The 13,415-nt window shown below is 39.6% G+C and carries 9 protein-coding genes; 3 read left to right on the top strand and 6 right to left on the bottom strand.

The annotated features are described in order from the left end of the window. Nucleotides 1–12: 12 nt before the first annotated feature. Complete coding sequence (locus LS48_RS01975) at nt 13–378, bottom strand: helix-turn-helix transcriptional regulator (protein ID WP_062619431.1); 366 nt, start codon at nt 376–378, stop codon at nt 13–15. 991 nt (nt 379–1,369) lie between these two features. On the opposite strand from LS48_RS01975, the gene LS48_RS01970 reads away from it, so the two are divergent. Genes LS48_RS01970 through LS48_RS01960 form a run of 3 tightly spaced genes read left to right on the top strand, consistent with a single transcriptional unit; the run spans nt 1,370 to nt 8,408 of the window. Next, on the top strand, nt 1,370–4,369 hold the full coding sequence (locus LS48_RS01970) for a SusC/RagA family TonB-linked outer membrane protein (RefSeq protein WP_062619429.1): 3,000 nt from the start codon (nt 1,370–1,372) through the stop codon (nt 4,367–4,369). A gap of 17 nt (nt 4,370–4,386) precedes the next feature. Next, nucleotides 4,387–5,772 (top strand): RagB/SusD family nutrient uptake outer membrane protein, encoded by a 1,386-nt coding sequence (locus tag LS48_RS01965; protein ID WP_076692396.1) that lies wholly within the window; start codon nt 4,387–4,389, stop codon nt 5,770–5,772. Beyond that, nucleotides 5,772–8,408 (top strand): alpha/beta hydrolase family protein, encoded by a 2,637-nt coding sequence (locus LS48_RS01960; RefSeq protein ID WP_062619427.1) that lies wholly within the window; start codon nt 5,772–5,774, stop codon nt 8,406–8,408. The genes LS48_RS01965 and LS48_RS01960 overlap by 1 nt, the downstream gene beginning before the upstream one ends. Nucleotides 8,409–8,447: 39 nt before the next feature. Here LS48_RS01960 and LS48_RS01955 read toward each other — a convergent pair whose 3' ends face one another. The 5 genes from LS48_RS01955 to LS48_RS15430 form a co-directional block, all read right to left on the bottom strand. Continuing rightward, nucleotides 8,448–8,699, bottom strand: a complete 252-nt coding sequence (locus LS48_RS01955) for a DUF6520 family protein (RefSeq protein ID WP_062619425.1) — start codon at nt 8,697–8,699, stop codon at nt 8,448–8,450. Nucleotides 8,700–8,782: 83 nt separating this feature from the next. Further along, nucleotides 8,783–10,273, bottom strand: a complete 1,491-nt coding sequence (locus tag LS48_RS01950; protein ID WP_062619423.1) for a MauE/DoxX family redox-associated membrane protein — start codon at nt 10,271–10,273, stop codon at nt 8,783–8,785. Between the two features lie 127 nt (nt 10,274–10,400). Then, nucleotides 10,401–11,081 carry a response regulator gene (locus LS48_RS01945; RefSeq protein WP_062619421.1) on the bottom strand — a complete coding sequence of 227 codons (681 nt, stop codon included), beginning with the start codon at nt 11,079–11,081 and terminating at the stop codon, nt 10,401–10,403. Between the two features lie 13 nt (nt 11,082–11,094). Continuing rightward, the gene (locus tag LS48_RS01940; protein ID WP_162266490.1) at nt 11,095–13,113 is read right to left on the bottom strand and encodes a tetratricopeptide repeat-containing sensor histidine kinase; all 2,019 of its coding nucleotides are present in this window, start codon (nt 13,111–13,113) and stop codon (nt 11,095–11,097) included. Between the two features lie 85 nt (nt 13,114–13,198). Continuing rightward, entirely contained in the window at nt 13,199–13,357 is a 159-nt protein-coding gene (locus LS48_RS15430) for a hypothetical protein (protein ID WP_162266489.1), read from the bottom strand. Nucleotides 13,358–13,415 lie beyond the last annotated feature (58 nt).

Genomic DNA, 13,415 nt, shown 5'->3' with positions numbered 1-13,415 from the left:
GTAGTATGGATTCTACTTTTTTAATGAATCGTATTTACTTTTTATTGTTGCTTTTAATTTACGATAATATTCTTTTTTTTCATTATTTAATTTTTGATCAAGTTTGAATATTTCATCTACAATTAAAAGTAATTCATTTTGAGGCAGGGGTAGAAATAATTTATTAAAATCAATATTTAATTCTTGACTTAATATGTAAATTTTATCCCATCCACTCACAACTTCTGCACGTTCTATTCTGCCAACAGTTGTGGAAGTTGAATCAATAGCAGCAGCTAAATAATGTTGCGATATATCTTTTCTTAATCGATTTACCTTCAGAATACAACCAATCTGGATATTTAATAATCCTAAATATTTTTTTTCATCCTCATCCATTAAGTAAAAGTTGTAATAAAACAGAATTTTATTCGATACATATTTGTACTGAATAAATATTTTATTATATTGCAGTCTATATTATAAATTTGCGATTCTTCTAAGAGCAAAACATTAGAAGCATTCGCTTTGAATCTCGACTTGAAAACTGGTAATTTTTAGACAACGAGAGGATAAGCAGATTGCTCACGACCCGGGCGTGGGCTCTCTTATCGTTGTCAGGTATACCAGTACCCCAAGTCGGTAAGTTGAGTTCCGCGCCTTTTTGTATTTGGCTTGGTCGCTTTTTCTTCCATCAACTTTCCTTCAAGGCAACTGTTTCTTCCACCAAGAAGCTTCGCGAGTAATATTTAATATAAATGATATTGCTTATGAAAAGTACGAATTGTGAATTGAAGTCATAATCAATCCCCCCTTCGGAGGGGGCTAGGGGGATGTTTTGCTAAGGCAAACATCTCACGCCTCACGCTTCACGACTCACTAAAAAAACAGGGTCCTCACCCCCTTCGGGGGCCAGGGGGACTACCTAAAAAAACAGGATCCTCACCCCCTTCGGGGGCCGGGGGGACTACCTAAAACAGGGTCTTCTCCCCCTTCGGGGGCCGGGGGGACCTACAAAAAAGCCCGCTCCCCGGTTATGAAGACGATTGGAGCAGGCCAGTAGTTAAATGTAAAAGTAAATGAATAGCATTAACAAATATCAAAAACGGCCTACCGAAAAGTTGCCGTATAAAATTTGAAGTGAAGGAGCCGTAAAATTTTAGGCTGTTTAAGGGCCTCGCCCGAGTTCCTAAAATGCTTGTCTCCGACGAGTATGGCGAGAGGAAGGCGTACTTTTTTGGCCTTGCATCCGACGAGGGAGGCACGATAGAGAGGAATGCATAAAAAAGAATAGTAAGAAATTAAAAAAATGACCCACTCCCAGTAGTCGAACACAACGGAGCAGGCCAGTAGTTAAAATAATGTATAACACTTTAACCAATGCAAAATTATGAAAAATAATTACAGGCATAGCCTTGCGCTTGCATTATGTTTTGCCCTTTTACTATCCTACAACTCTCCAATTTTTTCACAGAACCTTCCACAAAAAACCATAAGTGGAACAATTACCGATGCCGATGGCCCGCTCAGCGGTGTCAATGTCTTGGTAAAAAATACCGCCCGTGGCAGCATAAGCGATCTGGAAGGCCGTTATGCCTTAACTGCCACGGAAAAGGATACCCTAGTTTTTACCTATTTAGGATATAAAACCCAAGAGCGAGTAATAGCTAATAATAGCTTCCTAAATATAGTGATGCAACTTAATGAAACCTCTTTAGACCAAGTGGTTATAAATGCAGGCTATTACAAGATTTCCGATAAAGAGAAAACAGGAAGTATTGCCCGTATCACCGCAACTGAAATAGAAAACCAACCCATTTCCAATCCCCTTGCCGCTATGCAGGGCAGATTGGCAGGGGTCAATATAATTCAGAATACGGGTGTACCGGGTGGTGGTTTTACAGTCCGCATCCGAGGCCGCAACAGCATCCGTGCCGATGGGAGTGAGCCCCTTTATATAGTGGATGGGGTGCCGTATCCTTCGCAGTCGTTGGGTAGTTCCTTTGTTTCAACCGTCCTCGGTGCGCCCCAAAGTCCGCTCAACGGTATCAACCCAGACAACATTGCCAGTATTGAAGTACTCAAGGATGCAGATGCTACGGCTATTTACGGCTCCCGTGGCGCAAATGGGGTAGTGCTAATAACAACCAAACAAGGTACTAGTGGTAAAACTACTTTAAGCCTAAATACCAGTACAGGGGTAGGCCAACTGACCCGCCGCATGGATTTGTTAAATACCCAAGAATATCTAGCAATGCGAAGGGAAGCCTTTGCAAACGACGGCATCACCGAATACCCCTTTAACGAATATGACATTAACGGTACTTGGGACCAATCCCGATATACCGATTGGCAGGAAGAGCTCTTGGGGCATACGGCCTACTTTAATGACTATGGACTTTCCCTTACAGGAGGCAATGAAAACACGCGTTACCTATTACGTGCAAGCCACCAAAAACAAACGACTGTTTTCCCGGGCAATTTCAATTACAAAAAGTATGGGGCCCTGGCCACTGTCACCCATAATGCTGCCGATGATAGGTTGTTTGTATCCTTTACAGCGAATTATGTTGCAGATGAAAATGACCTACCCACTACAGCCTTTATTACCCCTGCGCTAAATCTTGCACCAAATGCCCCTGCGCTTTACGATGAAAATGGTGAGGTAAACTGGGAAGATGGCACCTTTTTTAATCCCATTGCCCAATTAAAGGCAAAATACCTGTCAAACTCCTCCACCTTATTGGGGAGCTCCACAATTTCCTATCAACTTTTTAAAGGCTTCAACTTAAAGACTAATCTTGGCTATAACGAAATCCATTTGGAAGAAAGCCGTACTTCCCCCAATACCATTTACAATCCAGCCTATGGTTTGGATAGTAGCTATTCTTCCATATCGGTAAACACCTCCTCCCGAAAGTCCTGGATCGTAGAACCGCAAATAGAATACAACACCCAAATGGGCGATTTGGAAATAGCTGCTCTGGTAGGTACAACCTTCCAAAACGAAAACAGCAACGGCTTACTCCAGTATGCGGGAAATTTTACCAGCAATGCCCTTATTTATAACCTGGCTTCGGCTGCGGAACGTGAAGTGCTCGCTAGTACGGACGATGTTTATAGATACAATGCAGTATACGGAAGGCTTAATTTTAATTGGAATAAGAAATACATTCTTAATCTCACAGGTCGGCGCGATGGCTCCAGCCGCTTTGGCGCCGACACCCGCTTTGCAAACTTCGGGGCGGTGGGAGCAGCTTGGCTTTTTGGCGAAGAAAAGTTCATCAAGGAGAATGTAACCTTTCTAAGCTTCGGGAAAATACGGGGCAGTTACGGTACAAGTGGCAACGACCAAATAGGCAATTATGGTTATCTCGATACCTACATCGGTTCTGGCCTTTCCTATCAAGGCATCCCTACCTTGCAACCAACCCAACTTTATAACCCAAATTTTGGATGGGAAACTAATAGAAAATTAGAGTTAGCCTTAGAACTTGGTCTGTTTAAAAACAGTTTCGACATTTCAGGAGCTTATTACCGCAACCGCTCATCCAGCCAATTGGTGGGTATTCCCTTGCCGGGCACAACTGGCTTTCCCACGCTTACGGGAAACCTCGATGCCACGGTCCAAAATACAGGTTGGGAGTTTGAATTTGATGCCAAATTGCTAAACAATGATAACCTTAATTGGACTGCAAAAGCGCAGTTGACCATCCCCCGTAACGAGCTTATCTCCTTTCCTAATCTGGAGTCTTCTACTTACTCAAACCGCTTTGTGATAGGTCAGCCATTAGACATAGCATTGTTGTACCATTATTCCGGGGTTGATCCGCAAACAGGCTTGTACACCTTTCAGGATTTTGATGGCGATGGTAACATAACCAGTCCTAACGATGCAAAACAGGCCACAAAAGTGGGCGTGGATTATTATGGGGGGATAACAAATTCAGTTTCTTACAAGAATTTTTCTTTGGACTTCCTCCTGCAATATGTAAAGCAAACGGGCTATAACTATTTATATACCTCAGCCCTCGCTGGAACTATGGCAAATCAGCCTACCGCTGTCCTTGACCATTGGGAGCAACCCGGCGATGGGGGTTTTACCCAAATGTACTCCGCAGGCTATAGCGATGCCGCCTATACGGCCTACGGCAACCTCCTAAATAGCGATGCGGTGGTAAGCGACGCCTCTTACCTTCGATTAAGAAATATTTCCCTCTCGTATAACCTCCCCATACAGGCCACCTTAGGCGCTAAATGCCGCCTATATGTCCTAGCCCAAAACCTATTTACAATTACCGATTTTCTCGGTATGGATCCCGAAACCCAATCCCTCGACCAACTTCCGCCCTTACGTGTAATAAATGCGGGTCTTGAAATCAATATTTAACGCTTAAAAATCTAAAGATGAAAACAATAACTATAAAACGATATGCCACAGTTTTACTCTGGGGACTCTTTATTTTTCTTTCAAGCTCCTGTGAGGATTTTTTGGAAGTGGATACCCCCAATTACCTCTTAAGTGGGGAAACAATTTTTACCGATACCAAAACCGTAGAAGCCGCAATGGTCGGTATCTATGCACAGTTGCGAAATAATGTATTATTAACGGGAAATCCGCAAGGTTTGAGCGTCCTGCTGGGTACCTATACAGACGAATTGGATTATTACAGTCCATATCCTTTACCGGAAGAGCCCTTCCATAAAAATACATTGTTGGCTACAAATCCTACGGTTGCTGAAGTGTGGAATGGCTGCTACAATCAAATATATGCGGCAAATGCCATTTTGGAGGGGGTAGCGGACTCCATTTATTTCACGCCCGATGAAATCGCTTCTTTTAAAGGCGAGGCGCTATTTATAAGAGCACTTATTCACTTTTATTTGGTGAATATCTATGGAGATATCCCATACATAACAACTACCAATTATCACATTAACAAAAACGTGGAACGGGAAGCCAAGGAAATTATTTATGCTAAAATTATTTCCGACCTAGAGGAAGCTAGGCAATTGCTACCCGCCACAGATCTAAGCGGGAAAAAGGTTAGGCCATACCAAGCCGTTGCCACTGCACTATTGGCAAGGGTACAATTATATGCCGAAAATTGGGAGCAGGCATCACAATTGGCAACGCTTGTAATAGATGAAACACCTTGGGAATCAGACCCTACTAACGTTTTTCTAAAGGAAAGCCCTTCAATTTTATGGCAGTTTCAACCGGAATTTGAAGGCCAAAATACTTTTGAGGCACAAAACTTTATATTTGAAGCTGCTCCACCTCCTGCTAGGGCATTAACGACTACCTTGATGGATGCGTTTGAGCCGGGCGATTTAAGAAAGGACTTATGGACAGGCGCCGTTACCGATGGTTCACAAACATTTTATTATCCCTATAAATACCAACATCGGGCAGGTGAACCATTTAATGCTGAATATTCAGTAGTGCTAAGGCTTGCCGAACTCTATCTAGTAAGAGCGGAGGCCAATGCAAACTTGGGTAACCTCTCAGCCGCAGCTTCAGATATTAATAAAATTAGGGAACGCGCTGGCTTGTCACCAACTACCGCAACTGCCCAAGAAACACTTTTGAATGCCGTTTTAAAGGAAAGGCGGGTAGAGCTCTTTACCGAACACGGACATCGGTTTTTCGATTTAAAACGTACAGCCAATTTGGATGGAACTTTAATAAGCTCCAAACCCAATTGGAACACTACAGACCGCCTGTTTCCCATCCCTGAAAAGGAACTGCTGTTAAACCCTGCGTTAAACCCTCAAAACCCCGGATATTGATGAAAACTATAATACCTTGGATTAGCATTCACAAACTAGTTTTTATTATTTCTTTTTGCTTGGCTTGCCCTCTATGGGGGCAGGTCAACAAAAAAGACCTTAAGGAAAAAGACTTTGCTTTATGGCATTCGCTTACCGCTCCTTCCATTGCTGCCAATGGAGCGTGGATATCCTATCATAAAATCTATGATAGTGGCGCAGATACCTTAGTCCTTCAAAATACAATTACCAAAACCCGATATCTCTTTCCCGAGGGTGCGAGGGAACAATTCTTAAAAGACAACAATGGATTTCTATTGCTTGATAAAAAAGGACTTACATACTTCAATCTCAAGAACGACGCTCCAACACACTTTGAACAAGTATGGGACTATAAGACCACTTCAAATGGAGATTATTTTGCTGTCTTAAGGAAAGACAATGCTGATACTAAAAAACAAGAGCTTTTACTTGTAAAGAGTGGGGGAGCAGTGCAACGTACCATTCCCGATGTCTATGAATATTCTTTTGATGAATCCAATAGCTACCTCGCTTTTTCACAGAAAATTGCCGATACCTATCAGCTTGGTTATTTGGATTTTCAATCAGCTACTATAATCCCAAAGATTATATACTCCAGCAAAAATCCTTGTAACAAACTTGTCTGGGGAGCTAATGGAGCCCTTGCATTTTTTGAGGAGGTAAAAGAGGGTAAACAGAAAATAGTCCACTGGCTCCCATCAGTACTTAACAAGGAAAAAAACATCTTTGATACCGCCAAGCAAAAGTATTTTGATTTCCCCATAACACTTGTGGATAATTTAAGTACTACCCTTCATTTCTCCCCCGACGCCACTAGACTATTTTTCCATATTAAAAAAGACATGGAAGTAATGCTACCACAAGACCATGGGTCTAAAGTCCAAGTGTGGAACAGCAAGGATATTTTAATAGCTCCTGTTCGGGAAGAAAGCCTTGGTTTTTTTGACAACCCTCCCATAATGGTAGTCTGGAATAGGGAAGAGGATACGCTGTATTCTTTAGGCAATAGAGAAAGTTCCAAAACGGCCTGGGGAAGCGAGAATGCCTTTGTATTTACCTATAGCTTTCTGGATGACCAATCAGGCAGTGATGACCCTTGGGAGGAAAGACCAATCATGGTATATAATACCCGAACCGGAGAAAGCAAATTTGTAGTATCTCGAACCCCTTATATGCCTGTTCAAGTTTCGCCAACTGGGAGATACTTAAGCTATTTTGATGAAAATAATTGGTGGATTTATGATGCGGTAATGGATAGTCATAAAAACATAACTAGAAATATTCCTGCCACTTTCCGAAATAGTGAATATGATTATTCTGGAGTTGCACCGCCTTATGGCTTGGCAGGATGGACCGAAAATGATGTTGAGGTCTTGCTTTATGATCGTTATGATATATGGGCGTTTGCACCAAATGGTGAAAAATTTAGAAAGCTTACAAGTGGAAATACAAATAATATAGAGTACAGGGTTTATAACCCCAAAGCTGTAGTGGATAAGTTTAATGGATATTTGGCAAAATCAATAGCTATGGAACACGGCCTATTATTAGAAATGGAAAACCCCACTACCCACCAAATGGGCATAAGCTTATTATCTAGCAATGGCAACTTACAGCAGCTAATATATGGAGGCTTTTATATTTCAAATTTAGTAACGGATGCTGTAAATAACACGGTTATATATACACAGGAACGTTATGATGTACCCCCAGGAATAATGGCTTGCAATACTAAGAGTAAAAAGAGTGAATTGATCTTCCAGAGTAATCCCCAACATTTCAATTATAAATGGGGCAAGTCAAAATTGGTTGATTATAAAATAGAAAATGGCGATATGCTACAAGGTGCCTTGTTTTACCCGGCCAACTATGTTGCCAATACCAAATACCCAATGGTGGTTTACATCTACGAAAAGTTGAGCAACAAACTCCATAAATATGAAAACCCATCTCTTTTTAATGGAGCCAATGTCAATATCACTAATCTAAGCCAAAGAGGGTATTTTGTTTTTTGTCCAGATATTGTATATGAATTAAACGAACCAGGTATTTCTGCCCTCCGTTGCGTAACGGCAGGGGTAGAGAAGGTGGTGGAAACAGAAAAGGTAGATAAAAAACGCTTGGGACTCTTCGGACATTCTTTTGGCGGCTACGAAACCTCTTTCATTATTACACAGACCAATCTCTTCGCAACTGCCATCAGTGGTGCGGGTTATCACGATACTCCTAGTTTTTATTTATCAGTGGCTTGGCTGTGGGATAAGCCGCAGGCGGGAAGATTTTTAAATGACCAACAAAGATTTGAAAAAACGTATTTTGAAACCCCTGAATTGTATAAAGCTAATTCACCAATGGAGTTTGTAGAAAATATTAAGATACCCCTATTAACCTATACAGGAGATCAAGATACAAATATCAATTGGCAACAATCTATAAAAATGTACAACGCCCTTAGGGTTTTGGGTAAGGAACATATAATGCTCCTTTATCCTAATGAGGGACATGATCTTTTTAGTAATGAATCACAAATTGATTTTACCAATAAAATGTGGGATTGGTTTGATCATTATCTAAAAGGAGCCCTCAAAAAACCGTGGATGCAGGAATTTAAATAAAAAGAAAGGCTGGATTTTCCAGCCTTTCCTTCATGCTACCTAAAGTTTAAAGGCAGGCAGGTCACAACGTGTTCCCGAACCGTTCATCCTAAAGGCGGTTTGTGCCCCACTCTTACAGGCGATAGTTCCTGTTGTGGAACATTGCACCGAGATATGGCAGGGTAGAGGATTATCAATATAACCCAATACTGGCACAGCTTCAGCTGTAGTTGTATTGCTAGCAAAAGCACTGGCAATCGCGATGGCAAATACCGCTATGGGTAGTAGCCATTTTTTTCTCATCGTTTTCATAATATATAAATTTAAATTATTATTAATGCCTACTCTTTTCTACAGGTTTTCGGCTTCATCCCTGGCTTCGCGCAAAGTATTTTTTAGTTAGGATAATCCAGAAACTCATCTTTTAGTTTAAAATGATACAATCTGTTCCCCATTAAGGCATAAAGTTGTCTTTTCATCAGCCAAAATGAAAGCAGCTTTTCAGTTGGGTCGTGATACAGATAGAAACTAAAATCATAAGTTTGCTCCCTTATATTATAAACATCTATGATTGATGCATTTTTTAATATATCATCAGTTTCATACCTACCCAAACGGTCAGAATTGATAAATAAATAATTGCCATAGGTAGCTACTAGCCCGTGTACTCGTACCGATTTTCCTCCCAATTGCTTTTGTTGGGAAGATTGTAATTCCTTAACGTCAATCTGAGGTTCCTTAATAGTATCAATGGTATTGTAGATCTGTATATCTGTTAACTTAGGAGTGCCAACCAGAAACTGATTTTTATAGTAATACACATAAATCATTTTATAAAGTTGGTTATTAAATAATAACTGTCCATCCCTATCAAAATAACCGTCTAAATTGCCTTGAAGAATGTCGGGCTGCAACTTTACTTTAGGGATGGAATCCAATTCAATTATTCCTAAAATATTATTGCCCGTATCGCTACTTACCGAGCGGATGATGAGTGTTTTAAAGTCAATGGGTTCGGCAAAAGTAAAGTAGGCTTTTGGGTGGAAGGTTTTTTGAACCCCCCAATCTTTTATACTGCCAGTATGAACGATGGGCACGGTACCATCAAACAGAAAGAAGGTACTGTCTATGATACGTAGGCGTGGATATTTATAGTCTATATTGCTTTTTGGTAATTGGATATACGAATAGGTAGTATCCGTAAAGTTGTATGAAACTTGCAATACCTGTTTAGGCGCGGTGAAATTCCCTAGATAGAATTGTTTGTCATTTCCTCCCGCAAAATAATAGGAATTATACCTAATATCAAAAGTGTCTTTGGGTACAATAGGATGATGTGGATAACGTCGTAAAAAGGCATTGTTTCGATGCATTTTCTTTTCCGAAAATGCAAACAACAAAGTCACTATTCCTATCCCTATTATAGCAAGTGTCACCAGAAAAAGCAAAATCCTTTTTGGTCTATACCTGCCTGCAAAAAAGACCGCCACCCCTGCCAGAAGTATGAAAAGAACATTAAAGATAAGATGCTGCGTCCAGCTCAGTTTTTCGAGCACCCCACCGCAGGAGCAGGGTATAAAGTCGGAAAAATTAAGAATGATAAAGATATAAGCCGTAAACATAACCATCAAGGTAAAAGCAGCATATTGGGCAAGGGTTCTAAATCGTTTTATCATTAATAATACGGCTATAACTATTTCCACTCCCGGCACCAACCAAGATATAATCCCTGCATAAGCACTTAGTAGGGGAGATTGCGCCAATTGCACCCTAAAGGTTTCATAATCTAAAAATTTACTTGTGGCAGCATATACAAATAGTAATGTAATGGCCATTGTTATAATATCTATAACAAGTGTTTTGTTTTTTCCATGTATAATTCCCATTCTTAACATAGCATGTTCCCAATTGCTTAAAATTAAATCCTTAAAAGGGAATGGAAGTAAGGCTGAACAATAGAAATAGTAAGGTTATAACCCTACTTTTAGGGGGTGGAAACTATGGTTTAAGGCATTATATAAAGCCTTTTTCTCTGGCACGCATTATGAGGTCAACATCATTGCCATCCTCTACTTCAAAAATTTCCTTTAACCGTTTTTTGCGCTTTTCTATACCTGCCATTGATAAGGGAATATATGTAGGTAGATCTTTAGTAAATGTGCCAATGGATATATAATATAGCATCAATCTATCCCACCTATCTAAATGTAATTTGGTGAGTTGCTGTTTTCTCAAAAATTTGGTTACCGCCTTGCTGTAGTAGGGTGGATCTTCCAATACATCCAAAACTGCCTGCGGAAAGTTGGAAGGGGTCACATCGCTTTTTATCATCAACCCTTCTGGATTGATACTTTCCAAAAGATTCTGAATTAGCAAATTATTGTCAAACGTTGTAATAACAATAATTTTGGTGTTTGGAAAACGTCTTCTTATCTCAATGCCTAAATCCTCACCAGTTTGGAATTTCTTATTACTGTATTTGGGCAATTGTATATCTAAAAAAACCAAATGTAAAGGTCGGTAGTTAAAAGTTTCATCCAAATTATACAGCGCTTCTTCAAAGGTGGTGGCATGATATATTTTAAAAGCGTATATAAGTGCTTGTTCGTTTAATACCTCAATCGCACTGGAATAGCCTACCAAGGTCATTTTGTGGTCGTCAATCATTAAAACATTTATCTCTTTTCGCTCCATGTTTTAACTCTTTTTAAAATTTAATTTCCACGGTGGTGCCAATGCCGACTTTAGAGCTTACAGTTAAGTGTCCCTTCATTTTATTCGCTCGAATTTTTAGGTTCTTTAAACCGATTCCCTTGCGCACCCAACTTTTGTTGAATCCTTTTCCATTATCTGCAACTGTAATAATATAATGTGGGTCCTCTACCAAAAATGTAATGGACACATAAGTTGCCTCCGCATGCTTAATGATGTTATGAAGTATTTCGTCCAGTATTCTACAAATATTGATTTTGTACAAGTAATCTAAACTTTCCCACCTATCAGAATCTCCATAGTTCAATGAGGTCTTAAATTGGCCTATTTCGCTTCGCTCTTTTATACAATTTTCAATTTCATTCCTAAATCCTAATTCCTCCCAAATAAGATCGTTTCTTAGGTCGTGGGATACATTGCGAATCTCCGATTCAATATCGGTTAAAAGTGAAATAGATTTTTTATGCTGCATTAAACTTTCTTCATCTCCATCTAATTGTATAAATGACCACTTAAATCGAATGGCAAATAATCGCGCCAAAATACCATCGTGCAATTCCTCTGATATCCGTAATCTTTCTTGACTCCTGCCACGTTCCAAAGTGGTTTTTTGCTCCATGGCCATTAAAAACAAATCTTCGTTATATTGTTGTTGCTCCCGCTCAAAAAGCAATGCTTTGTTTCTAGCACGTTGTCTAGTATTTAGATATATAAATAATAATAGTAGCGTAACGATAATAGCACCTATTGTAATCCAAAGCTTTTGTTTAAAAAGCCATTTGTTCTCCCTGATATACTTATCAGTTTCATATTGGATTGCGGTAAATTTATTTCTGAGATTTCGGTCCCTGGCGCTAAGGGTCTTTCCCAGCGCAATATGTTTTTTAAAATAGTCCACTCTATTTTCTTGGTCCAGCTCTGCCAATAGTTCGAGAGCATCCAGCAAATCACGGGAAAAATAGTTTTGTTCTGCCAAATGCATTGCATCTTCCGCATACTTTATGGCTGAAATAGTGTCGCCAATCTTGGCAAAATAAATCGCAAATCGAAGTCGGCCAATAGTTGAACCCGCACGGTCATCAATACTGTCACGTAGCGTTAACGCTTTTTCCATAAAGGGCCTTACATCCCCATACTTCCCTAGAGCTAAATAACTAAATGCCTTATTGTCCAATAATTTTGCGTAGAGGGATGGAGCTTCACTCAGAGTTTCTTTAAAACCCAAAGCCTTGTCAAAATAGATAATGGCATTTTCGTACTTCCCTATCTTATGTAAACGTACACCCATATTATTCAAAAGCTCTAACTGATAGTATTCCGAATTGTTAATTTTTGGTATAAATTTCTCTGCAGCAGTATAGTAAACCAAAGCTTTATCATATTCCTCCATATCATCAGCGTTGGTTCCCAATAGGTTATAACACAAATAAAGCTGTTTAAAATTGGTGGTGCCCTCAAAATATTTAATGCTGCGAAACAATAGAATTTCCGCACCAGTAAAATCGTTCGTTTGGCTTGATATATAAGCCATATTGTAAAGCATTTTTCCGGCATAATAATTTTTATTTACCTGTTGAAAAAGTTTATATGCACGATCGTAATGGAAATAACTGCTGTCGTATTTTTTTTCATTTAAGTAATAGGCACCGTAATTCCAATGCGCGTCTGCAATGAAAGAAGGATTTTTTAAGTGCTTGGCAAGTTTTAAACCCTCCATAGCAAATTTGTGAAAAAATATAGAATCCTCGAGATGGGATGATGCTACCACCACTTTACTGATGCTGGAATATTTAAGACTATCTGTAGGGGTATATTTTAAAGCTTCATACGCAATATGTAATAGCCTAATTCTGGTATTTAATGACAGCGAGTCTATCTGGGCTTTCTGATAATATTTTTCAAAAAGTTGCTGTGTCCGATCGGGTTGGAAAAAATTGGGCAATGAGAATAAGTGTAGTGATAACAGCATCACAAGAGGAATCTCCCAATAATATGATAGCTTAATTATGCTCATATTCAATGTATAGGGGGAGTTTACAAATGTAAGAAAAGCCTTTCTAAAATAAAAGGCTTCTCTTGTATTCAGGATGTTATAAATCTCAATCCTTATCATTATCAGGTTCGGCACTGTGTTCTCCCCCCGTATTATAAATTGGAGGGGTTTGTGCACTGGTTTCGTCAATTAACGCATTGGGTGTACAATTGGTGAGCAGGCTAGTAAATATTACTAGACCGAGAAAAGTAATTTTTGTTTTCATCGTGAGCGATTTTAAGTGAATAAAATAGTTTTCCCTTTTTAGGAGGGCGCCCATTGTG

Source organism: Aequorivita aquimaris, assembly GCF_001573155.1.
In the GTDB taxonomy this organism is placed as follows: domain Bacteria; phylum Bacteroidota; class Bacteroidia; order Flavobacteriales; family Flavobacteriaceae; genus Aequorivita; species Aequorivita aquimaris.
Note: the sequence above shows the minus strand (reverse complement) of the source record. Positions and strands in the feature narration are given on the sequence as shown.